Here is a 22,111-nt window from a genome sequence, read left to right as displayed (position 1 = left end):
GGAGCTACAAACCGCGCGCGCCTATAATAATTTTAAGCCGCTTCGGTGACGGTTGCATGCGAGAGAATGATATCACGCAGCGGCTCGAAGACCTTGCCCCTGATATCCGCCCGCGCCAGCGCGAACGCCACATTGGCTTCGATGAACCCCTCCTTCGATCCGCAATCGAACGTGCGGCCCTCGAACGGAAAGGCGAAGAAATCCTGGGCTTCGGAAAGGCGCAGCATGGCGTCGGTCAACTGAATCTCGTTCCCCGCGCCCCGTTCCTGATGTTCCAATATATCGAAAATACCGGGCTGGAGGATATAGCGTCCGTTGATGTAATAATTCGACGGCGCGACTGATGGAGCCGGTTTTTCCACCATGCCGGTGATCTCGAAGCCGTGGCCGATATCGCGTCCTTTTGCGACGATGCCGTATTTGTTCGTCTCGGTCGGATCGCACTGTTCCACCGCGATCAGGTTGCCGCCCGTGCGGTTGTAGAGATCGACCATGCCGGGCAGGCAGCCGCGCGCGCCGAAGGTCACCATGTCGGGCAGGAGCAGCGCGAAGGGTTCGTCACCGATAATGTCACGCGCGCACCAGACCGCATGTCCGAGACCGAGCGGCGATTGCTGCCGGGTGAAGCTCATGCTTCCCGCCTTCGGCAAGAGACGCTGCAAGGACGCAAGCTGCTCGAGCTTGCCCGACTCGGTGAGGGTCGAGACCAGCTCCGGCTGGATATCGAAATAGTCCTCGATTGCCGCCTTGTTGCGCCCGGTGACGAAAACGATGTGCTCGATCCCGGCCTCGAAGGCTTCATCGACGGCATATTGCACCACCGGGCGGTCCACGATGGTCAGCATTTCCTTTGGCGTGGATTTGGTCGCGGGGAGAAACCGCGTACCGAGACCGGCGACGGGAATGACGGCTTTCTTGACGGTCTTCATCGAAATTTCCTTTTCTTTCGAGAGCGGAAGAAAATGTGTTTACTGTTCAAAACCCCGCCACCTATTCTCCGAGCGATTGCCTCGCTTCTCATTTCATTATGCCCCCCGTCCGTTGCGCTGCTGTCGACGGCATGAGCTGCTTGAGGCGCACCGCGATCGGCATTGAGAGATGACGCAACGCTATCGGATCGCTGAGCGCCACCTTGACGATATCCTTCAACGACCGGCGCTTGATATGCCCAACCAGCGAGATGAAGGATCGCGCCTCTTCGAGGCTTCGCGTCCGCCGTGCCTGAGCGGCTTTCGCCTCGTCATTGAGTTCGAACGTCCCGACGAATTTCCTGTCCGCCTCCAGCATGGAGATGACATGATGCAGCTCAAGGACACGGGAAATCGAGCCGGAACGGATGTGATAGGAATATCCCACCGCCGGCTCGACAACGAGCTTGCCGCCCTGCGCCAGAATGGACGCGAGGAAGATGTAATCCTCGCCGATGCGCAGGCCCTCGTCATAGCGAAGGCCGTGCGCTTCGATGAAGGCGCGCTCGAATATCGGCTTCATATAGCCGAAATTGAAGGTCGATTTGAAAACGAGGTTCGACGCGATGAAATCCGCAAGCGTGATCTCATGGATATTCTCCAGCCGCCCGGCGGGAAACATCGGCTCCCCCCTCGTCTGGCCTTCGCCGATCACTTCGATATTGTCCACCACCGCCTGCGCGCCCGCCTTTTCGGCCCGTGCGATCATCCGCGCCATTCGGTCGGGTAGAACCTCGTCATCGGCATCGAGCACCGCGATCCAGCGGCCCTTGGCGACACCGAGCGCCGCATTACGCGCCCCGCCCGGACCGCTGTTTTTTGCCAGCGTCACCACATGAACGAGGCTCTCCGGATAGGACGCCGCGATTGAAGCGGTGCGGTCAGTCGAGCGGTCATTCGCGACGATCACATCGACGCTGACGCCGCGCTGCGCCAAAGCGCTTTCGATAGCGCGGCCAATCGTGCCTTCCGCATTATAGGCGGCGATGATGAAGCTGACATCAGGCTGCATGGGATTTGCCTCCGCTGGCTGGCGCCATGGCGGCTTCGCCATATTGCTGGATTTCCCGAATGCCCATCAGGCCGCTGATGACGCCCACATGCATGATGCCGCGCAACAGCGAACGGTTGCGATGCGTGGCTGAAAATGCGGTAACGAGCGCCGCGCCAAAGCTGTAAACAGCCTTTGCCGCAGCCAGCGCCACTTGCTTGGCAAGACCCAAACCCACCGCCTTTCCGGCAAGCAGCCGCCCATGCGTCTGGCCGAAGCGGAAGCGTCGCTTGCAGAGCCACGAGAACCGCGCCCGCCCGGCGGGAACCGGCTCATAAACCCACGCCTCCCGCGCATAGGCGATCTTGCCGCCCGCCTCGTAAAGTTCGGAGAAATACTGCGTATCCTCGCCGCCGCTGCGACCGAGCGCCAGGCTGAAGCGCCGCCCGGCGACGGCAGGCGAAGCATTCCGCAGAAGCACGTTGCACGTATAGCCGGTGCGGATTTCGCCCTTCACCCAGACAGGGAATGTCGAGTGGAAATCGCCCTTGCTCATCCAGCGCGGCGCACCCTCTCCATAAGAAGCCCGGACAGGTCCCAGAACCGCATCGGCGTTTCTGTCCTGCGCGGTAGCCATGAGATAGGCCAGCCAATCCTCGCAGGCCGTTTCGTCATCGTCGATGAAGGCGAGGAAATCGCCATCGCTGGCATCGAGACAGGCGTTGCGGGCGATGGATATATTCGAGGCCGGACAATGGATATAGGTCAGCTCGAACGGCAGCGACGGCGCGATGTCCGCGACGCGCTCCTTCGCGCTAGGGTTCACATCATTGTCGGCGACGATGATCCGAACGCGGCAATTCTCCGGCACATTCAGCCGGCCCAGCGAATGCAGCGTCGCCTCCAGTTCCTTGCGCCTGTACGTGCAGACGCCGATATCGATCCGATAGAATGCGTGCCTGGCGCCCTCGCCCTTCGAGGCTTCGTTCCGCTTCGCTTCACTACGCACCTCAGGATGAGGGCTACTTGAGCGCCGTCGCCCTTCACCCTCATCCTGAGGTGCGAGCGCAGCGAGCCTCGAAGGACGAGGGTGAAGGGATGCGTTGAAAATCTCGGTCTTGCTCATGGCGACGACTCCCGGCGTTTGCGGGAACCGAGCAGTTGCAGCCAGAACCCTGTTGACCACGCAAGATGCATGATCATTGCGGAAACCGCGGCAAGCGGGCCGTAGGGGTTGCGCTCGCCCACCGCCATCCAGACGCCATAGCCAAGACAGATTGCCACCCACAGAAAGGCAGGCACGGCAGCCGACCAGTGGAGGACGGCAAGAACGGTGCCCGCCACCACCGGCAGCACCATCAGCGGCAACGCCTGGCGGAGCTTCGGGACGATGCGATGCTTGAGCACGTTCTTCGCCCTGCCCCGGCCATAGCCCAGATATTGCCGGAAGAGCGAAGACGCCGAGGCTCTTGGATAATAGACCATCAGCGTCCTGTCGGTCATCCAGATGCGGAAGCCGGCTTTTGCGAGCCGATAATCGAGTTCCGCATCCTCATTATGGGTGAAGGTTTCGTCATAGCCGCCGACTTGCCGGAAAGCCTCGATGCGCATCAGCGCGTGGTGGCCATGGTCGGTCCAGTGCCCCTTCGCCCCATGGCGATGCTTGGCGCCGCCGTTGCCGAGCTTGGAATTCTGCGCCGAAGCGGTGGCCTTCTGGAACGTGCTGAACCCTTCCGTCGCCATGGCGACGACGACGGAATCCGCACCTTTCGCTTGGGCTTCCTCGATCAGCTTCCCGCAATAATCGTCCGGATATTTCCCATGCGCGTCGATGCGGATGAAACAGTCATAGCCGTCGCCATAGGTGGCGACAGCCAGATTGATGGCCGCGCTCTGAATCCGCTTTTCGTTATGCAGCAGAACGACGCGTGGATTGCGCTGCATCATGTCTTCGACGATCTGCACCGTACCGTCGGTGCTGCCGCCGTCGGCGACAACGATCTTCATGTCATGCCGTTCGGCATCGAGGCTGAACTGTTCGAGCAGGGCGCCGATATGCCCGGCCTCGTTCAGGCAGGGAATGATGATGAGGCATCGGCTGCTCAGCCGTGGCTTTTTTGCGCTTGGCAAATCCGTCCCCTCTCCTGTGTTCATCTCGGTTACATCCCCTCGGTTCGGAAAAATCAGGCCATGGCCTCCACGACAGCATTCTGGCGCATTGGAACCAGCTGGCGCAGCCGACCTACCAACGCGCGGCAATCACCTTCGTCGCAGATCCACGTGCGGGCATCCTGCGCCGCTATCTTTGCCTGTTCCCGTTCGTATTGCTCCGCATCGAGCCGCTCGAACAGGCTAACGAGTTCGCCCGCATCGGGTTTGGACAGCGCAAAGCCGATGCCGCGCGCCTTCAGGAACAACGACGTCTCCGTCCCCTGCATCGCGATCGGCACGCAATGATAGCGGCACCCCTCGTAAAGCCGGTTGGGCAGGAGCCAGTCCGAATTCTGCCCTGCCTCGAAAAAATCGATAGCCCAGGAGAAATGCACCTCGCCATAGATGCGCGCCAGATCCTCCGGGTTTCGATAAGCCCCATGGAACTGCAGATAAGGCTCGGCGGCGACGAACCCGTCGAAATCATCGAATTCCGTATAGGCCGGACGGCCGCGCAGGACGACCTCCACCCTGCCCTCCATGCGGCGTGAGAATTCCGCCAGAAGCGCCAGCGAACGGCGACAGCGCAGGGCGCCGAACCAGCCGATTTTCCAAGGTTCGCCTGGCGCCTTCCTTCCCCCTTGCGGGGAAGGTGCCCGCGTAGCGGGCGGATGGGGGTGGTGACGGTTGTGCTCGACATTCACCACCCCCACCCCGCTCCGCTTCGCGGAACGACCCTCCCCGCAAGCGGGAGGGCAAGGTAGAAGCTCCAGCACCTTGTTCTCGACCAGTTCGACAGGCAGGTCCAACTGCCCGAACGGTTCGAAATATTGCCGGATAAAGGCTGGAGACGAGGTGATGAGCAGCGCCGCATTGCGTGCCAGCGCGCGTTCCGCCGAGCGGATCGCCTTGCCCGCCAGGTCTCGCCTCAGAAGCAGACGGTGAACATCGAGGCATTCATAGACTATAGGAACTTCGTCTGCCCCGCCCTTAAGCTCCCTGCGGTCGCTGGCGGGGACCCCGCCGGAGAAAATCGCCCTCGCCCGGTTGGCCAGCGCCAGCATTTCCAGATTGCGACCGATGATCACGTCCGGCTTGGCCACACGCTTCAAAGCCGTCCCGAGCGTCAACGTCGCCTGCGCGATTGCTGCCAGACGCTGCGCGAACCGGCCATCGCTTGTTTTTCCCAAATCGATGGGCGAAATGCTCGCCACATCCGATACCGGCTCACCGCTGCGCCTGAAACCGACGAGCGTCACCACCGCACCGCCCGCCTGCAGCATGACCACGCGGCGGCGAACCGCCGGGTCGGAAAGATCATGCACCAGGTACAGGACTTGCAGCATGAGATCGTTCCTCAAGCATGATCCAGAAAAGTTGCAGACTTTTCTGATAAGATCATGCGTTCCACCTTACTGAGCATGATCCAGAAAAGTTGCAGCTTTTCGGACAGGTCATGCAGCTAAACAAAGAGCTGGAGCGGGGCGCTTGCTTTCAATCGATTTGCCACCCACTCCGGTTGATCCGAACCCACAAGGTAATACAGCCTTTGCTGCGCTGCAACATTTCTGTTTGATGGCAATCAGCCAACCTTGGAAAAAGGGCTCCCGGCGCGCCCGGCGTCGATAAAATATTTATGATGCACTGCAATATTACTTGAGCGAGCAGGCGACGGATTCGGGAAACTGGCATGAATCCCCCGGCGCCGTGAAAGCGACACGGGTGAACTGCGCCGTGACCGGCTTGGCGGGGCTTTCAAACTCTCCCAGCCATTCCGTCAGATTGTCGCTCGCCCAGAGGCTCAGATAGATTTTCTGCGCATGGGCCGGCAGCGCCGCCGGGTCGGTAACGGTATGAACCAGCTTGCCGTTGATATAATAGCGCATCCGGCCCTTTTCCCAGACGAAGGCATAATCGTTGAAGGCCGCGTCGGCGCCGCCGGGCACGGGAACCAGTTTCTCATTGCCGCCCTTGCCGTTAACGTAGGAATTGAGCTGAACCTGCGAGGTATCCTTTCCCAGAAACTCAAAGTCTATCTCGTCCCAAGGCTGTTTATGCGCAGGGCCGATATAGGTGAAGAAGCCGGTGTTGAACCCTGAACCTGACGCAGCCTTGATGCGGGCCTCATAGGTACCGTGGCCGAATCGTGCATGCGTCTGAATCTCGCCGCAGGCATATTTGCGATCCTTGGTTTGTTTCGGCGCGTAGCTGAGGCTGAGAATGTTATCGGCGACCTTCACCTGGTCACCATCCCAGGTGCAATTCTGATGGTCGCCATTGGCCCAGCCGTCGGAAATGTACCAACGGCTCTTGTCGAGAACGGAGAAGTTTTCGACGAAGGATTTTCCTGTCTTCTGGTCGCCCTCCTGCGCCTGCGAAGGCAAAGCGGTAGCCAGCATGGCCAAAAGCGGACAAATCGTCTTTGAGAACATCATGGACGGTTCCTTTGCGAGAGTGAAATCATCAACCTCGGCTCCCGACGAGCAGGGCGTAAGCACTGGGAAACGTGCGGCGCGCAATCTCGTTCGATAACAACAGGAGCCCTCCGCCCACGGCCAGGGCGCCGGCATAGAACACCACATACTCGCTGGGATGAACCCGGTTCCAGATCATCCAGAGCATCAGCAGAACGGGGTAATGGGCGCAGAAGATCCAGAAGCTTAAGCCCCCCGTCCGCGCCATTTGCCGCCCGATTTCAGACTGGATCAGCAGCGCAGACAGCGCCCAGAACCCCGGAATGCCGATCAGGATGAAAAGATTGCGGATAACTTCGAGCCAATAGGGATAGTCCGGCCCATAGTGATAGAGCGCGGCGGCAAGCAAAGTGCTTGCCGCAAGAAAAGCGGCAAGGACCGGCGCCGCATAAGGGTCCATGCGCCTGAGATCGACCTTGTGAATGGCGAAGGCCATGCCGAGGGAGAAACTGAGCAGGATCGATGGCCGCAGCACGATATAGATCGGAACGGAAACCACCGTCAGCACCAGGAGGATTGCCAGAGTGGGAATAGGATAGCGCGTTACCAGAAAGGCCAGCACGGGCGAAAGGAGGATACAAGCGAAGAGATCGCGCAGGAAATAAAGCGGCAGATTGATCGGCTCGCCATTCAGCGCGAAAAGCAGATTAAACAGATCGGGAAGCCGCGCATGCGTTACATCAGGCAGATAGCCCTCGCCGATACCTCGACTTTGCATTATTAAAACAAAAAGGAAAAAAGCGCCATTCCAGATCAGCAAGGGCAGCAGGATGCTCTGCATCTTGCGTCCCAAGACTTGGCCGTAGTCGAAATTTTTAAGTCCCTTGCGCAACAGGAGATAACCGGAAATCGCGCTGAGACACGGTACGCCCACGCGGAAAACGCTTTCGGCAAGAAAGACACGCAGCCAATCCACGGCCCCGTTATTGCCATTGAACGGCGTCGTTTCCGGCCCGTAGGGCACATGCACCAGCACGATGCCGCATATCAGCGCTATCCGAAGCAGATTGATCCGGGCGGATATATTCGCATCCATCGTCCTGGCGACCCCTCTGTTTTGGCTGCGCCCCCAAAAACAGCGTGTCGAGCAAATTCGGGAGCATGGGCCCGAAGATCATGCGGCTAAAACAATTGAGATCGATGTCCTGCCAATTGTTTGCTGCACCGCACCAATTTCAGGGAACTTGCCTCTGGTGTCAACCGGCAAAAACTTAGGAGGCGCGGCTATCGGCGTCTGCCAGCCCATTCTCGCCGGCAAAATCCGCTACCGTCTCATCGATCCCCTGGAGGAAGGCAAGCTGCTTTTCCAGAAAGGCGATGCGCTGTGTGAAGCTCTCCAGTGCTTGGGACAAATCATCGATCCGCGCCGATACTTTTTCAGTTTCGCCTTCATTTTCCATATTTTCCAGCGAGAATGCCGCATTCATCGCGACTTCATCATAACGGCGCCGAAAGCCATCGCGCTCTTGCTCAATCGCCGCGGACGCCTCACCGAGCGACTGCCTGATACCGGCGAAACGGGAAAAGTCGGTCCCGCGATCTCTGTCTGGGCTTCGTGTGCGGAAGCGAAAAAATGCCATTTCCTTGCTCCATCTCGCTGAAACCATCCATGGCGCCAGCTTGTTTCCCACGCCCGCACCTGTCAAGCGCCTCCAATATTTAGGTGCATTGCACAAATTTTTTGAAATTCCCGATCTTGCCTGTATTGTGTCGTCAATTGCCGCCACGCCCCCTAAAGCAGAGAGGTTTTCATGCGTCCATTCCACTGGGAATCCAACCACGGAAACTTTGGCGACGATCTCAATCTCTGGCTCTGGGATTTCCTGCTTCCCGGATTGCGCGACAGGCATGACGACATTCTCCTCGTCGGCGTCGGCACGGTGCTCAACTCGACATTGTTGCCGAAAAACATCCTGAAGCTGGTGATCGGAAGTGGCTATGGTTATGGGACCGTGCCGCCGATTGCGGATCGCAGCGAGTGGGATATCCATGCCGTGCGCGGGCCGATGACCGCCGCCAAGCTGGGGCTCGACCCGAAGCTTGGTATCGTCGATCCAGCGGTCATGGTCACCGACATGCCGGAATTCCAAAACCTGCCGAAGAAGAACAAGGCCATTTTCATTCCGCACTGGGAATCGGCCATCGGCGGCATATGGGACAGCGTCTGCAAAACCGTCGGCCTCACCTATGTTGATCCCTGCGGCGAAGCCAAATCCGTGATCAGGAAAATCGCCCAGTCCGAGCTGGTCGTCGCAGAATCGATGCACGCTGCTATCCTCGCGGATGCCTTCCGCGTTCCCTGGATCGCGGTCAGCACATCCGGCAACATCAACAGCTTCAAGTGGAACGATTGGGCCGCATCCGTCGGCGCAAGTTACAAGCCGCATCAAGTGCCCGTGTCCACCCGCGCGGAAGCCATTTTCAAGGGCGAACGTTTCTGGGGCATCAATTATGAGAACCGCAGCCATCCCGTGACCAATACTTTTGAAACGCGCTATGCGCCGGACGGAACCGTACTCACCGCCGGCTGGAAGCCGCTGGATTTTTCCATCAAGAACGTCGCCAAGCAGGTCTTGGCCGTCCCCTCCATCCTGGCGCTATGGCAGGCGAGCAAAGCGGAACCAAGCCTTAGCCCCGACGGCCGGGTAAACGAATGCAAGGAGCGCTTCGCTGAAATGCTCGAGGGTGTGCGACGGCAGTATTTTTAGAGCATTTCATTTCTAGGTTGAAACGGTGATATTCTTTTATCGGTGCGGACTGTTTCACCGTTGAGGCATGGATTCCTGTGACAAGCACAGGAATGACGGCAATATGGCTTTTGACACCATGCCTAAACATTTCTGCCTGCAAGACGATGAAGTTTCAGGCGAAGAACCCTCTCTTCCGTCATTCCTGTGCTTGTCACAGGAATCCATGCCTCAACCTATCCATTCACGACAACGCCGCAAAAGAGCGATTCCATCAAAAGAGAAGCGCCCTAGAGAAATCTACTCAGCGGCGCTTCCGGTAAAAAGATAGCGCAGCTCGATGGGTGCCTCCGACGCCTTCGGCCCCCGCCGTTGCAGGAAACCATCGAGCTTGTCGGAAAGTATACCCTGCGCCACCGGCGCGACAGCGGAGGGGCTCTTCAAGCAATAGCCGAGCGCCGCGCCAAGTCCCCCTTGCGCCTTGGTATCCAGAAACTGGCGGTGGTGATACTTCCCGCGAATATGGCGCTCGTGCTGACGCACCGCTTCTCGTCCCTCGCCCGATAGCACGCCGCTTTCCAAAAGCGCCTTGTCCGCATCGGCGAGTTGCCTCAGATCATCTGTCCTGTGCCGCCCGCTCAGCGAATCCGAGCGCACCACAGCGCCGTAGCCGCAATTATTGATGATCTGAAAGCGCGCACCCACAGCGAGCGCCCTTGTATAGAGATCGTAATCCTCGCCAAGCCTTAGATTTTCATTATAGCGCAGGCCATGGCGGTCGAGAAAATCCCGGCGGATAACGGGTTTCAGGAACCCCAATTCGCCGCGCTGTTTACCGCGCCTGGAAATGTTGCGCTCGACGAATGCCGGCAGGTCAAGAAACCGCGGCTCGGAGGAAAACCGCTTGATGGATGAGGCATCGAATCCGCGAAGCTCCTTCTGATCGACAAAGACCATGTTGTCGCCGGCCAAATCCCAGTCCGTCGCCGCCAGAAGGTTGGAAAAACGTCCGGCAAGGAAAAAATCATCCGCATCGAGAATGCTGATCAACGCTGCCGATGAAGCTGCGATAGCCTGATTGCGCGCATGGGAAGGCCCCTGGTTGATATCGAAGCGGATGATGCGCATCCGCCCGCTTCCATCATCAGCCGTACGCGCCGCATTGGAGGTGCCGTCGGTCGAGCCATCGTCGACGACGATGACTTCCGTCACCTGGGTTTCGCCAAGCGCCGACGATATGGCCATGCCGATGGTATCGGCGGCATTCTTCGCGGCAATGATGACGCAAACGCTATCGTCCGATACGTTGGCGACCGTTTTCCGCTTCGCTTCTTCCATCATGGAAACCTTCATCCGCGCGCTGGCCCCGGCGCAAGGATACAATGGTTTCGCCTCCCCGCAAGAGGCATAGAGCAAGTCCAGGAAAAGTGCGAAGCATAAACGCCGCTATGGTGCCTTGGTGGCGGAGGTGTTGAACGGCTGCGAAGGCTTTTGCAGATTTGCCTCGTCAGTTGGCAGCGATTTGCGCCTCCCGGCGTTGCGCGCATTCTCGCGCATCACGAGGAAAAGAACCGCGCCAAAATAGCCGATCTGGATGAGTACCGCGCAAACCACGGTCTGGGTGACGGTCGTCCAGAACGAATTCGTCATCGCATAAGTCGTGGCCGCGAAGGCGATCAGTACGCCCAGCATTCCTATCAGAAACTTCGGAAATCTCATATCGTTTGCCCCCATTCTCTACCCGAGCCGGGGCCTTTCAAACTGCCGCATCTTGCGCCTCCCCTCCACACCCGTGAAACACGCATATGGAAACCCGCTCTCATTATTCTTGGCCCCGACCGCATTATCGGCGAGAGGCTTTGAGATTGTATTAAACCGCCCTAGCCTACGCAATATATAGCTTTACCATCACCTTTGCACCTCGATTCAAACGAGGGAAAATAGATGTGAACAGCAATCGAGAAATTCCTCAGGCAAAATCGCCCCAGCTGGAGCGCTATACAAAACTATCCGTTGAGTTTTATTGCAGAGCAACATAAATTCAAATTTGTATTACTTGAGTAATACGCAGTATAATTACGCAATTAGCGCATGACCCAACAGGGTTGCGCCGATATATTTTACTCCCACATAATGTTATCAGGAATAATAATATTTTATCCGCAGCTTAGCCCACTATTTATTGGACATTAGTTATTGGTAGATCTGCAATCCGCCGAATTAACGCCTTGATTAATATTCATTCGCTTCCCAAAATCCCATAATTAAGCCAACACGACATTGCCCGGCCCTGGATGAGCATGGCATGAATAACAGCATGTTGCATTGCACAAATTTCATGTTATCGTTTGTGCGACCATTCGTGTCCCTTCAATGGAGCAGCATACATGAAGCCTGCAACGAAGTTGGCCAGTTTCCCTTATCTTCAGCCGTCGGGAAAGACGGAAAAGCTCCCTGTGGGCGGAGCGTTGAAACGCTCCTTCGACCTGATTGGCGCGACTGCCGGCCTTATCCTGCTCAGCCCCCTTTTCCTCCTGGTGGCGCTTCTGGTTAAATTTTCCAGCGGCGGATCGGTTTTTTACGGCCATCGCCGGATTGGGCGCGATGGAAACCCGTTCTACTGCCTGAAATTTCGCACCATGGTGCAAGACGGCGACGCGGTGCTTGCCGCCCATTTCGCCGCCAATCCAGAGGCGCGCGTTGAATGGCAGGCGACACGCAAGCTGCAGAAGGACCCGCGGGTCACCAATGTCGGCGCGGTCCTGCGCAAGCTGAGCCTCGATGAGCTGCCCCAGCTGGCGAACGTACTGCGCGGCGAAATGAGTCTTGTCGGGCCGCGCCCCGTCGTCAAGGATGAGATCGAACTCTACGGCCCGGCAGCGGTGTATTACTTCAAGTCACGCCCCGGTCTGACCGGCGTCTGGCAGATCAGCGGCCGCAACGATGTTTCCTATGACGACCGCATCGCATTCGACAGGCATTATGTTGAGAATTGGTCCTTTCAGAAGGACATCATGATCATTCTCAAGACCATTCCTGCCGTGTGCGCATCGCGCGGGTCATATTGATGGCGGCTGCTTCTCGATCAGGAATGGCTGCGATTTCGCGGCTGTCAGGCGCCCTTCTTCCCGCTTTGCTGCTGATAGCTTTTCCCTCCACGGCAGCGGAATACAAGCTGGGTCCCATGGACAAGCTCTCCATCCGCGTGGTCGAGTGGCAAACGGCGGAGGGTACCTTCCGGGAATGGCCGACGATATCAGGCAATTTCACCGTCGGACCGTCGGGCGCGCTCTCCCTGCCTTTCACGGGTGAGCTGCAGGCCGGCGGGAAAACAACATCGCAAATCGCGGGCGAAATCGCCAAGAACCTCCAGCAGAAATTCGGCCTGCGGGATCGTCCCGAAGCAGCCGTGGAGATTGCCGAATTCCGTCCGATATTCGTTTCAGGTGATGTGGAAACCCCTGGGAAATACGCCTACGACCCGGAATTGACGGTTTTGAAGGCCGTAAGCCTCGCGGGCGGAATGCGCCGGGGAGAAACGGGCCAGCGATTCGAGCGGGATTTTCTCAATGCGCGCGGCAATCACGACGTGCTGATCGCCGAGCGCAACCGGCTTCTGGCCAAGCGTGCGCGGCTCGAAGCGGAGCTCGCCAATGCGAAAGAGATCAAGGTTCCGAAGGAACTGGCCGACAACCCGGATGCGCAAAAGCTGATCGGCGATGAGGCGGCGATCATGCTGTCCCGAAAAAATGCCCTGACGCTGCAGCTCAATGCGCTCAATGAACTCAGGACACTCTATCAGAACGAGATCGTGTCGCTGGAAAAGAAGATGGTCGTCCAGAACCGCCAGAAGGACCTGATGGCCAAGGAACTGGCCAATATCGGCGGTCTGGCGGACAAAGGCCTCGTCGTCAACTCACGCGTCATGACGCTCGAAACGTCGTTCGCCGAAATGCAAAGCAAGCTTCTCGATCTCGACACCAATTCCCTGCGCGCCAAGCAGGAAATCAACAAGGCGACCCGCGACGCGACCGATCTGGAAAACAGCCGGAAAGCCGAACTGACGAGCGACATGCAGGCGACCCAGGCCGCGCTCGATGAGGCCAACCTCAAGCTCGCAATGTACAGGAACCTGATGACCGAGGCGCTGGTCAACGCGCCGGCTGCAGCCGCCCTTGCCGGCAGCGGTGAAGGCGAAGGCCCGGTGCTGCAATACAGCATCGTCAGGAACAGCGGGAACGGCGAGACGAAGGAGATCGCGGCGGAGGAAAACACGCCGCTCTTGCCGGGGGATCTGGTCAAGGCTGCGATTTCGAATGTGCGGTCATAGGTCCAGCAGTTTGTACGGTGGATGCTCCGCGACGGGGTCCTGATTTGATGGAATCGCGAGATACCCCCCTCTGGCTTGCCAGCCATCTCCCCCTCAAGGGGGGAGATTACGCCCTCATTGACGTTCGGCATCAATCGCGAACGTTGCAGGATGAGTGCCGCTTGCCGTATCAGCCAATCTCCCCCCTTGAGGGGGAGATGCCCGGCAGGGCAGAGGGGGGTGAGCCGCGTCGACGGGTGTTCTCAAGATCAGGCCACTCCGGCAGCGTCCCCTCGGATCACGCGCCATGAGAATCGCAAAATCCGCCCTGATCCGCCCAGGCCAAAATACCTTCTACGGCGCCTTCGCCGTTGCCGTTTCGGTTTTCATTTTCGCCTACTCAGCCCACTTCGGCCAGATATCCGTGCTGGTATTCTATGCCCTGTGGCTGCCGCTCATCCTGGTGGATTACCGCCATGTGATCGGTAATTACGCAAGGTTTTCCTGGATTTTGACCTTCGGGCTTTTCGCCTGCCTATCCTTCATCTGGTCGGACGCGCCTGCGGTCTCCTTGCGTGCCGGCATCCAGTACATGACCACCATCGTTTGCGCCTTGATCGCATCGCGCACGATCGACGCAAGGACATTGACGAGCGGCATCAGCATTGGCGTTGGAATCGTGCTCATCTATTCGCTTGTTTTCGGCCAATATCACTATGATCCGCTGGACGGCTCCTACAGCTTCATCGGCACATTCTCATCCAAGAACCAGCTCGGCTTCTTCGCCTCCCTCGGCGTCTATTTCGTCTTCGCGAGCTTCTTCATCCTGCCCACCGGCAAGTTGTGGCGCTGCATTGCGATTCCGTTGGGCGCTTTGTCGGCCTACTCCTTGCTGGCTTCGAGTTCCGCCACATCGATTATCGCTACAGCCGCCACCCTCATGATCGTCACGACGTTGAGCGTGGTCTTGAAATTCTCTCCGCGAAACCGTCGCTCGTTTTTCCTTATCGGGCTTGTCGTCGCGGTGATAATTGCGGTCGTGGCGCTCAACACCGGGGCGGTCGATCTGATCCTCGGCGCGTTCGGCAAGGATACAACCCTCACGGGACGAACTTATCTGTGGGATCAGGGTCTGCGCGCCGCCCATGAATCGCCCGTCATCGGCGTCGGATATTATGCCTATTGGGTCCAAGGCTTTTCCGAAGCGGAACGCCTGTGGGAGGAATTTTATATCGACAGCCGCAGCGGCTTCCACTTTCACAATACCTATATCGAAGCGCTTGTGGAGCTGGGTTATATCGGACTCATCCTGATAATCCTTCTCATGGCACAGATCCTCTTTGGCTATCTCAGGCGACTTCTAACCGAAAGCCGGGCACCCCAGGCGCATCTGATGTTCGGCATCACCTTGATGCTCCTGATCCGTTCCTTCTTCGAACTCGATTTCATGACGCCCTACTCGGTCGGGGCGTTCCTGCTTTATTATTCCGCCGGCATATTGGCGATACCGCAACGCGGTGCATCATCCCTGATGGTTCAGCCGTGGCAATGGGAGAAAACGCGTCCGGAGGGGACCGCATGACCCAGCTGAACATGACCCAGCTGAAATCGATACAGGTTCTGCGCGCCATCGCGGCCCTCGCCGTGGTGTTTTTTCACCTGCGTCCTGCGCGGGCTCGTTGCTCCATCGCGGTCTGAGCGAAGGCCAACCCTACCAGTCCCAATTACCGCTGCGCTTGTCCTTCAGCATCAGGACCAGCGAAACGGGCAGACCGATGACCCGCGCCGGATCGAGCTTGAATATCTTTGACAGGACCACCCTGTTCGGCGCCCTGCCCTTCGCCAGACTGCGGGCAAGCAGATAGGCGTAGACCTTGCTGAACTTGGCGAGCCGCGTCTCGATCATCTGCTTGTCTGGCCCGCCCATCTCGAAATTGCGTTTGAGCTTGGTCAGGAAGACGACGAGATAACCGTAGCGGTCGATCGTCTGCGGCAGGTTCCAGTCGAAGGCGGAGAAATAGATGTTCACCCCCTGCCCGCAAATGACATTGCGCTCGGTCGAAAACACCGCTACCCCAGCCTTGGCCGCGAGCGTGATCCACAGCATATGATCCTCGCCGGCGCTACGCAGATCGGTATCGAACCGCGCGTCCGGAAATTTGGCAAAGCGATAGACGACCGTCGATGTCTGGCTCAGATATTCAGCCAGAAACGCGCTGAAGGCGAGCCGCGAGGGCATCTGGTAGATGTTCTCAAGCCCCGGCACGGGAACCGGCGCCGGGCTTATATCCCCCTTCGCCCATTTCTGGAAAATCTCGCTCTCCTCGAACCAGCTCTTGTCCGTGTTGAAGCGCGTGTGGTCGCAGAAATAGAAATCGTAATCGGGCGAAGCGGACAGCGTAGCAATCGCCTTGCGTAAGTGCTCCGTCTTCCACTCATCGTCTGAATCGAGAAACGCCACGAACGGCACCTCCGCCGGATCAAGGGTGGCAAGCGCCAGGTTGCGCGCCGTGCCCGGACCGCCATTTGGCTGGCTGATCAATTCGATCCGATGCCTTGCGTCAAATGTGACGCTCGCTATATCGTCCACAGGCGAAACCGGCGAGGAATCGTCGACGATCACCACCTTTAGGCAGATAGAGTCGGGGATATCCTGCGCGACGACGGAGCGAAGCGCGCGCGCCAGAATCCCCTTCTCGCGCTGATAAAACGGAATGACGACGGCAATGGTTGTATCGGAATTCATCGGCACCTCTCGGAGCTGATCTTAACCGATGTTTTTGACATTACTACCAAGGGGAAGCCCAAAATTGCTGCATTGCACAAATTCATGGGTTTACCGTTCCGTATATGCCCCGTAAGGTTTGAAAAGCCGAAGCATCGGGAGCATTGCATGGACGAGGTGAGGACGAGCCGCAAGATCATCGGGAATGTCGGCTGGAGCATCCTGTCCAAGATTATCGTCTTCTCGCTCAAATTCATCAGCGTTCCGATCCTTGCTCATCTTCTGGCACCTGCGGAATTCGGCGTCGTCGCCACCGGCATGGTCGTCGTGTCCTTCCTGCTGCTGATTGGCGGCGCGGGCCTTTCCTCCGGTCTCATCCAGGCGGAAAAGGAAGATGCGGAAACGCAGGACACCGTATTCTGGACCAATCTGGCGGTCGCGAGCGCGCTCGGCGTGCTCCTCTATTTCAATGCCGGTTTCGTCGCTCGCCTTCTCGGCGCGCCGGAAGCCAAATGGCTGCTTGAGATATTCGCCTTTCTCTTCCCCATTTATCTCGGCGCGGATGTCGCCTCCGCCCTGCTCTCGCGGCGCATGGCCTTCGCCAAGGATGCCTTCTGGAACGTCATATCGGAGGTGCTGGGCGCAATCGCGGCAATCGTCGCCGCACTTGCCGGTCTCGGCGTATGGGCGCTGGTCCTTCAGCAATTCGTAAGCGCCATCGTGCGCTGGGGCGGGCTGATGTTTGCCAGCCGCTACATGCCGCGCTTCCGCTTCTCCTTCGCCAAGCTTCGGGGCCTGTTCGGCTATGGCAGCCGGATCGCCGGGGCGGACTTCGCCAATTTCATCTCGTTCCAGTCGCCGCTCGTGGTGATCACCCGCGCCCTCGGCCTTGCCGATGCCGGCGCCTTCAGCGTTGCCAACCGCCTCTCCGACCTGCCCAACCAGATCGTCCTGTCGGGGCTGATGGGCGTGCTCTTCCCGGCCTTCTCCACCATGGCGGATGAGCCGGAGCGCAGGAGCCACGCGCTGATGCGCAGCACGCAGATGACGAGCGTGCTGCTCGCGCCGATGCTGTTCGGATTCTGGGCCGTGGCCGAACCCGCCATGAGCGTCGTCTTCGGCGCGCAATGGACGTTTGCATGGCCCGTGCTGGGTCTGCTCGCCGCCGCAAAGGGCATCATGACCCCGTGTGGCAGCTTCATCCCCTTTCTGAAAGCCACGGGTCATGCCGGCGTGCTATGGTGGTTCGCCCTGGCGCGCGCCATCGTGGTCGTTGCCGGAACATGGATCGGCGCGATGGTCGATGGCCTGGTCGGCGTGTGCCTGGCACTCTGCATCGTCAACGTCTTCATCATGATCGGCTATGCCGCGGTGGTCTTCAACGTCGCGAAGATCCCGGCGCGAGCCGCCGTCCAATGCATCGTCCTGCCACTTGGAAGCGCCGTTGTGATGGCCGCTCTCGTCCGCATTCTGCTTGGGATTTTGAGGCCGCATGTCGAGAGCGACCTGATCCTGCTCCTCGCCGGCGCCGGCGCCGGAGCGGTGATTTATCTCACCCTCATACTCGCGACCCAAAAGCAGGCACTATCCTCGCTCGTGGCGCTTCGCCGTTAAAGCAAGAACCAATAGAGCAAGAGATCGAGAATATGGCAGGCATTGCCGTCAGTCAGGCGACTTGTTGGAATGCCAGCATTGCGGAATGACGCGAACGGGATGAGCCGGATGTAATATTATAGCATTGCGTATGGCATTCGCACCGCCCTTCCCTTATATGAATTCTCCACCAAAGCATTGTCTGGTCAGGCGTCCGACGCCGAAGAGCCACGAGCCAAAGAGGCACGAGAATGAGCCAAGCCGAAGCAACCGCATCCGCCCCTGAAGCCTCCACGCAGGCCGGCGCCCCGATCCCCGTCACCGTGCTGACCGGCTATCTTGGTTCCGGCAAGACGACGCTTCTGAACCGGATACTCACCGGGAATCACGGCAAGCGCTATGCGGTGATCGTCAACGAGTTCGGCGAGATCGGCATCGATAATGACCTGATCGTCGAGTCGGACGAAGAAATCTACGAGATGAACAATGGCTGCATCTGCTGCACGGTGCGCGGCGATTTGATCCGTGTCGTCGAAGGCCTGATGCGCCGTCCGGGCCGCTTCGATGCCATCATCGTGGAGACGACCGGCCTCGCCGATCCCGTGCCCGTCGCCCAGACTTTCTTCATGGATGACGATGTGCGCACCAAGACCACGCTCGATGCCGTCGTCGCCCTTGTCGATGCCAAGCACCTGCCGTTGCGCCTGAAGGACAGCCGCGAGGCGGAAGACCAGATCGCCTTCGCCGATGTGGTGCTTCTCAACAAGACCGACCTGGTATCGCCGGAAGAGGCGGACAAGGTGGAAGCGACCATCCGCGCCATCAACCCTTACGCCACCGTCTACCGCACCGAGCGCGCAGAAATCCCGCTCGACAAGGTGCTGGACCGCGGCGCTTTCGATCTCAAGCGCGCGCTGGAGAACGATCCGCATTTCCTCGACCACGATCATCCCGATCACGTCTGCGGCCCGGATTGCGACCATGATCATCACCACCACGATCACGGCCATCATCATCACGATCATGACCACCATGATCACCATGATCACCACCACCATCATGACCATGCCTCGCCGATCCATGACGTGACCGTCACATCCGTATCGCTGAGATCAGGCGAAGTCGATCCGGGAAAATTCTTCCCCTGGGTCCAGAAGATCACGCAGGAGCAGGGGCCGAACATCCTGCGCCTCAAGGGCATCATCGCCTTCAAGAACGATCCGGAGCGCTATGTCGTGCAGGGTGTCCACATGATCATCGAGGGCGACCACCAGCGCGCCTGGAAGGACGGCGAGAAGCGCGAAAGCCGCCTCGTCTTTATCGGGCGCGAGCTTGACCACGATGCGCTGAAAGCCGGTTTCGAGAACTGCAAGTAACCCATGCCCACAATAGCCCCGCTTGACCTGACCGGCCATTGCGTCCTCGCGCGCTTTGTCTCCGGCATTCCCTTCTTCGCGCTTGCCGATGGCGCCATCCACCGCCTCGACAACGGCCACAAGGTGTCCGAAGCCCATGACGGGCTTCTTTGCGCCACGCGCTCGACCGACGGAAAATCGCTCCTGACCGGCGGCGAGGATGGGCGCGTCTGCCGCGTAGCTGTCGATGGCAACGTGGAGGAGTTGGCCTCCAACCCGCGCAAATGGATGACCGCCATTGCGTCCGGCCCGCAAGGATCGGTTGCCTACGCTTCCGGGCGCAGCGCCTGGGTGCGTGAAGCGAGTGGCAAGGTGCAGGAGTTCCAGCATCCCCGCAGCGTCGAAGGCGTCGCCTTTGCGCCGAAGGGCATGCGGCTCGCCGTCGCGCGCTATAATGGCGTGACGCTGCATTGGGCGGCGACGACAAGCAAGCCGGTGGAGTTTGAATGGAAGGGCGCGCATACCGGCGTGATGTTTTCGCCCGATGGCCGCTTTCTCGTCACTGCCATGCAGGAAAACGCCCTGCACGGCTGGCGGCTGGATGATAACAAGCACATGCGCATGACCGGCTATCCTTCCAAGGTCAAGGACTGGTCGTGGAGCGTCAAGGGCAAATGGCTCGCCACGTCAGGCGCGCCCGCTGCGGTCATCTGGCCGTTTTCCGGCAAGGATGGCCCCATGGGCAAGGCGCCTCTGGAACTTGGATTCCGAGGTGACGTCATGGTCAGCGCCGTCGCCTGTCATCCGCTGGAAGACATCGCGGCGATAGGCTATTCCGACGGCATGATCCTCGTCGTCCGCTTCACCGACCAAAAGGAAGTGCTCCTGCGCCGTCCTGGCAAGGGTGCCGTGACCTCGATGGATTGGGATGACACCGGGCGACGGCTGGTATTCGGGTCGCAAAGCGGGGATTGTGGGGTGGTGGATATTTCGGCCTAGCGCCCTCCTTCCCCCTTGCGGGGAGGGTGGCCGCGTTAGCGGACGGGTGGGGGTGGCGACGCTTGCACCATGGTCTTCGAAGCAAGCGCAAACGTCACCACCCCCATCCGCCCGCTCCGCGGGCACCTTCCCCGCAAGGGGGAAGGAGGGCGTGGGCGCTACACCAACGCCGGATAATCAATATACCCCGTCGCCCCGCCGCCATAGAAGCTGGCGCTATCAGGCGCATTCAATTCCGCACCCTCTTTAAACCGCTGCACCAGATCCGGATTGGCGATAAACGGCTTGCCGAAGGCCACGAGATCGGCACGGCCTTCCGCGACCGCGTCTTCCGCCAGTTCTTGGGTGTAGCCATTATTGACGATCCACGCTCCGATGCCGCCCGCATCACGGTAGGCTGCCTTGAAGGCCGCGTAGTCAAAAGGCTTGTCGCCTTGGCTGTAGTCGCGCGGCCCGCCCGTATGACCCTCGACGACATGCACAAAGGCGAGACCATAGGGCGCGAGTTTGCCGGCGACATAATCGAAAAGCGGCTGCGGCTCGGGGTCCGACGCGTCATTGGAAGGCGTAACGGGCGACAGGCGAATACCGGTGCGCCCTCCCCCGATTTCGCCCACAACCGCATCGACCACTTCGAGCAGGAAGCGGGCGCGGTTCTCGATGGAGCCGCCGTACTCGTCGGTACGGTGGTTGGTTCCGGCGCGCATGAACTGGTCGAGCAGATAACCATTGGCCGCATGGATCTCCACACCGTCGAACCCGGCCTCATCGATCGCCGCTCGGGCCGCGCGGCGATAGTCCTCGACGATGCTGGGCAATTCGCTCGCCTCAAGCGCACGGGGCTCGGACGTATCCACGAACCCGCCGTTGCCGTCTGCATCGATAATATAGGTCTTGGTCTTCGCCTGGATCGCCGAAGGCGCTACCGGCGCGGCGCCGCCCGGCTGCAGCGAGGTGTGCGACACGCGCCCCACATGCCAGATCTGCGCGACGACCTTGCCGCCTTCCGCATGCACCGCGTCGGTCACTTTCCGCCAGGCCGCCAGTTGTTCCGGCGCGTAAAGGCCCGGCACGTCGGCATAGCCCTGTCCTTGCTGGGTGATGGCCGTTCCCTCCGAGACGATCAGCCCCGCCGTCGCGCGCTGCGTATAATAGGTGACGGCCAGTTCGGTCGGCGTCGCATTGGGCGAACGGTTGCGCGTCAGCGGCGCCATGACGATGCGGTTGGCGAGTTGCAGATCGCCGGCTTTGATCGGGTCGAAGAGTGTGGTCATTCTTGTCTGCCTTTGGTTGGAGTTCAGAGATCGGAGAGCGATTTGAGGAAATCCGCGATGGTTTCCTCATTGCGTTTGTAAAAAATCCATTGCCCGACGCGCCGCGAGGTAACGAGTTCCGCATGGCTGAGCGTCGCCAGATGCGCCGACACCGCCGATTGCGACAGGCCGCAATTACGCTCGAACCCGCTGGCGCAGACACCCATTTCGAACGGATGCTCCTGGGTGAAATGCTTCTCCGGCTCCTTCAGCCAGTTCAGCATGTCGAGCCGGGTCGGATGCGCCAGCGCCTTGAGGATATCTTCGCGGTTCATGGCCGTTTCCTATATCGCGTACAACAGATACATATATCTGATTTACACGATATACAGCTGCATCCTTCGTCACATTCCCGTGAAAGCGCCAGGTGCCCCTCACCCTTACCCTCTCCCCGCATTGCGGGGAGAGGGAGACATAAGCGTCCGCGCGCCCTTTTTCTGCCAGATACAAGGGGAGAAGAAGGGGCCGGCAACGCCGATGCCCCCCTCTCCCCGTTCTACGGGGAGAGGGTAAGGGTGAGGGGCACCTGGCGCTGACTTCTTTCCT

At 59.2% G+C, this 22,111-nt stretch carries 20 protein-coding genes; 7 read left to right on the top strand and 13 right to left on the bottom strand.

Annotated elements, in window-relative coordinates; all coding sequences use genetic code 11:
* Positions 1-32: 32 nt before the first annotated feature.
* The 8 genes from C7477_RS07355 to C7477_RS07320 form a co-directional block, all read right to left on the bottom strand.
* Positions 33-929 (bottom strand): UTP--glucose-1-phosphate uridylyltransferase, encoded by an 897-nt coding sequence (locus C7477_RS07355; RefSeq protein WP_110750610.1) that lies wholly within the window; start codon positions 927-929, stop codon positions 33-35.
* A gap of 88 nt (positions 930-1,017) precedes the next feature.
* Positions 1,018-1,980, bottom strand: a complete 963-nt coding sequence (locus tag C7477_RS07350) for a glycosyltransferase family 2 protein (protein WP_110750608.1) — start codon at positions 1,978-1,980, stop codon at positions 1,018-1,020.
* Positions 1,970-3,085 (bottom strand): glycosyltransferase family 2 protein, encoded by a 1,116-nt coding sequence (locus tag C7477_RS07345; protein WP_110750606.1) that lies wholly within the window; start codon positions 3,083-3,085, stop codon positions 1,970-1,972. The genes C7477_RS07350 and C7477_RS07345 overlap by 11 nt, the downstream gene beginning before the upstream one ends.
* Positions 3,082-4,113 carry a glycosyltransferase family 2 protein gene (locus C7477_RS07340; RefSeq protein WP_110750604.1) on the bottom strand — a complete coding sequence of 344 codons (1,032 nt, stop codon included), beginning with the start codon at positions 4,111-4,113 and terminating at the stop codon, positions 3,082-3,084. The genes C7477_RS07345 and C7477_RS07340 overlap by 4 nt, the downstream gene beginning before the upstream one ends.
* Positions 4,114-4,142: 29 nt before the next feature.
* The gene (locus tag C7477_RS07335) at positions 4,143-5,456 is read right to left on the bottom strand and encodes a glycosyl transferase family 1 (RefSeq protein ID WP_110750602.1); all 1,314 of its coding nucleotides are present in this window, start codon (positions 5,454-5,456) and stop codon (positions 4,143-4,145) included.
* 306 nt (positions 5,457-5,762) lie between these two features.
* On the bottom strand, positions 5,763-6,545 hold the full coding sequence (exoK, locus tag C7477_RS07330; protein ID WP_110750600.1) for an endo-1,3-1,4-beta-glycanase ExoK: 783 nt from the start codon (positions 6,543-6,545) through the stop codon (positions 5,763-5,765).
* A 28-nt stretch (positions 6,546-6,573) separates the two neighbouring features.
* Positions 6,574-7,620, bottom strand: coding sequence for an acyltransferase family protein (locus C7477_RS07325; protein ID WP_110750598.1), 1,047 nt, complete (start codon positions 7,618-7,620; stop codon positions 6,574-6,576).
* 175 nt (positions 7,621-7,795) lie between these two features.
* Positions 7,796-8,350 (bottom strand): hypothetical protein, encoded by a 555-nt coding sequence (locus tag C7477_RS07320; RefSeq protein WP_146226074.1) that lies wholly within the window; start codon positions 8,348-8,350, stop codon positions 7,796-7,798.
* On the opposite strand from C7477_RS07320, the gene C7477_RS07315 reads away from it, so the two are divergent.
* Entirely contained in the window at positions 8,336-9,292 is a 957-nt protein-coding gene (locus C7477_RS07315) for a polysaccharide pyruvyl transferase family protein (RefSeq protein ID WP_110750593.1), read from the top strand. The genes C7477_RS07320 and C7477_RS07315 overlap by 15 nt on opposite strands.
* A gap of 279 nt (positions 9,293-9,571) precedes the next feature.
* Here C7477_RS07315 and C7477_RS07310 read toward each other — a convergent pair whose 3' ends face one another.
* Together C7477_RS07310 and C7477_RS07305 are read right to left on the bottom strand one after the other, a co-directional pair.
* Complete coding sequence (locus tag C7477_RS07310) at positions 9,572-10,612, bottom strand: glycosyltransferase family 2 protein (protein ID WP_245411752.1); 1,041 nt, start codon at positions 10,610-10,612, stop codon at positions 9,572-9,574.
* 105 nt (positions 10,613-10,717) lie between these two features.
* Positions 10,718-10,990 carry an exopolysaccharide production repressor protein gene (locus tag C7477_RS07305; protein ID WP_110750648.1) on the bottom strand — a complete coding sequence of 91 codons (273 nt, stop codon included), beginning with the start codon at positions 10,988-10,990 and terminating at the stop codon, positions 10,718-10,720.
* Positions 10,991-11,658: 668 nt separating this feature from the next.
* Here C7477_RS07305 and C7477_RS07300 point away from each other — a divergent pair.
* From C7477_RS07300 to C7477_RS07285, 3 genes are all read left to right on the top strand, one after another.
* Positions 11,659-12,339 carry a sugar transferase gene (locus tag C7477_RS07300; RefSeq protein WP_110750591.1) on the top strand — a complete coding sequence of 227 codons (681 nt, stop codon included), beginning with the start codon at positions 11,659-11,661 and terminating at the stop codon, positions 12,337-12,339.
* A gap of 23 nt (positions 12,340-12,362) precedes the next feature.
* Positions 12,363-13,601 carry a polysaccharide biosynthesis/export family protein gene (locus C7477_RS07295; protein WP_281032527.1) on the top strand — a complete coding sequence of 413 codons (1,239 nt, stop codon included), beginning with the start codon at positions 12,363-12,365 and terminating at the stop codon, positions 13,599-13,601.
* Positions 13,602-13,887: 286 nt separating this feature from the next.
* The gene (locus C7477_RS07285) at positions 13,888-15,162 is read left to right on the top strand and encodes an O-antigen ligase family protein (protein ID WP_110750587.1); all 1,275 of its coding nucleotides are present in this window, start codon (positions 13,888-13,890) and stop codon (positions 15,160-15,162) included.
* Between the two features lie 129 nt (positions 15,163-15,291).
* Here C7477_RS07285 and C7477_RS07280 read toward each other — a convergent pair whose 3' ends face one another.
* Entirely contained in the window at positions 15,292-16,326 is a 1,035-nt protein-coding gene (locus C7477_RS07280; protein ID WP_110750585.1) for a glycosyltransferase family A protein, read from the bottom strand.
* A 147-nt stretch (positions 16,327-16,473) separates the two neighbouring features.
* Here C7477_RS07280 and C7477_RS07275 point away from each other — a divergent pair, with 147 nt between their 5' ends.
* From C7477_RS07275 to C7477_RS07265, 3 genes are all read left to right on the top strand, one after another.
* Positions 16,474-17,919 (top strand): lipopolysaccharide biosynthesis protein, encoded by a 1,446-nt coding sequence (locus C7477_RS07275; RefSeq protein WP_110750583.1) that lies wholly within the window; start codon positions 16,474-16,476, stop codon positions 17,917-17,919.
* A gap of 230 nt (positions 17,920-18,149) precedes the next feature.
* The gene (locus C7477_RS07270; protein ID WP_110750581.1) at positions 18,150-19,274 is read left to right on the top strand and encodes a CobW family GTP-binding protein; all 1,125 of its coding nucleotides are present in this window, start codon (positions 18,150-18,152) and stop codon (positions 19,272-19,274) included.
* A gap of 3 nt (positions 19,275-19,277) precedes the next feature.
* Positions 19,278-20,252, top strand: a complete 975-nt coding sequence (locus tag C7477_RS07265) for a WD40 repeat domain-containing protein (RefSeq protein ID WP_110750579.1) — start codon at positions 19,278-19,280, stop codon at positions 20,250-20,252.
* 158 nt (positions 20,253-20,410) lie between these two features.
* On the opposite strand, the gene C7477_RS07260 is transcribed toward C7477_RS07265, so the two are convergent.
* Positions 20,411-21,526: an alkene reductase gene (locus C7477_RS07260; protein ID WP_110750577.1), complete on the bottom strand. Its 1,116-nt coding sequence runs from the start codon at positions 21,524-21,526 to the stop codon at positions 20,411-20,413.
* A gap of 23 nt (positions 21,527-21,549) precedes the next feature.
* Positions 21,550-21,840, bottom strand: a complete 291-nt coding sequence (locus C7477_RS07255) for an ArsR/SmtB family transcription factor (RefSeq protein WP_110750574.1) — start codon at positions 21,838-21,840, stop codon at positions 21,550-21,552.
* Positions 21,841-22,111 lie beyond the last annotated feature (271 nt).

Origin of the sequence: Paramesorhizobium leguminum, from assembly GCF_003217235.1 — a bacterium.
Lineage (GTDB): Bacteria > Pseudomonadota > Alphaproteobacteria > Rhizobiales > Rhizobiaceae > Paramesorhizobium > Paramesorhizobium leguminum.
This window is presented reverse-complemented; position numbering and strand designations above follow the sequence as displayed.

Coding starts and splice junctions, on each gene's coding strand:
- C7477_RS07355 (WP_110750610.1), bottom strand. CDS start 929: ATGAAGACCGTCAAGAAAGCCGTCATTCCCGTCGCCGGTCTCGGTACG.
- C7477_RS07350 (WP_110750608.1), bottom strand. CDS start 1,980: ATGCAGCCTGATGTCAGCTTCATCATCGCCGCCTATAATGCGGAAGGC.
- C7477_RS07345 (WP_110750606.1), bottom strand. CDS start 3,085: ATGAGCAAGACCGAGATTTTCAACGCATCCCTTCACCCTCGTCCTTCG.
- C7477_RS07340 (WP_110750604.1), bottom strand. CDS start 4,113: ATGAACACAGGAGAGGGGACGGATTTGCCAAGCGCAAAAAAGCCACGG.
- C7477_RS07335 (WP_110750602.1), bottom strand. CDS start 5,456: ATGCTGCAAGTCCTGTACCTGGTGCATGATCTTTCCGACCCGGCGGTT.
- exoK (WP_110750600.1), bottom strand. CDS start 6,545: ATGATGTTCTCAAAGACGATTTGTCCGCTTTTGGCCATGCTGGCTACC.
- C7477_RS07325 (WP_110750598.1), bottom strand. CDS start 7,620: ATGGATGCGAATATATCCGCCCGGATCAATCTGCTTCGGATAGCGCTG.
- C7477_RS07315 (WP_110750593.1), top strand. CDS start 8,336: ATGCGTCCATTCCACTGGGAATCCAACCACGGAAACTTTGGCGACGAT.
- C7477_RS07310 (WP_245411752.1), bottom strand. CDS start 10,612: ATGATGGAAGAAGCGAAGCGGAAAACGGTCGCCAACGTATCGGACGAT.
- C7477_RS07305 (WP_110750648.1), bottom strand. CDS start 10,990: ATGAGATTTCCGAAGTTTCTGATAGGAATGCTGGGCGTACTGATCGCC.
- C7477_RS07300 (WP_110750591.1), top strand. CDS start 11,659: ATGAAGCCTGCAACGAAGTTGGCCAGTTTCCCTTATCTTCAGCCGTCG.
- C7477_RS07295 (WP_281032527.1), top strand. CDS start 12,363: ATGGCTGCGATTTCGCGGCTGTCAGGCGCCCTTCTTCCCGCTTTGCTG.
- C7477_RS07285 (WP_110750587.1), top strand. CDS start 13,888: ATGAGAATCGCAAAATCCGCCCTGATCCGCCCAGGCCAAAATACCTTC.
- C7477_RS07280 (WP_110750585.1), bottom strand. CDS start 16,326: ATGAATTCCGATACAACCATTGCCGTCGTCATTCCGTTTTATCAGCGC.
- C7477_RS07275 (WP_110750583.1), top strand. CDS start 16,474: ATGGACGAGGTGAGGACGAGCCGCAAGATCATCGGGAATGTCGGCTGG.
- C7477_RS07270 (WP_110750581.1), top strand. CDS start 18,150: ATGAGCCAAGCCGAAGCAACCGCATCCGCCCCTGAAGCCTCCACGCAG.
- C7477_RS07265 (WP_110750579.1), top strand. CDS start 19,278: ATGCCCACAATAGCCCCGCTTGACCTGACCGGCCATTGCGTCCTCGCG.
- C7477_RS07260 (WP_110750577.1), bottom strand. CDS start 21,526: ATGACCACACTCTTCGACCCGATCAAAGCCGGCGATCTGCAACTCGCC.
- C7477_RS07255 (WP_110750574.1), bottom strand. CDS start 21,840: ATGAACCGCGAAGATATCCTCAAGGCGCTGGCGCATCCGACCCGGCTC.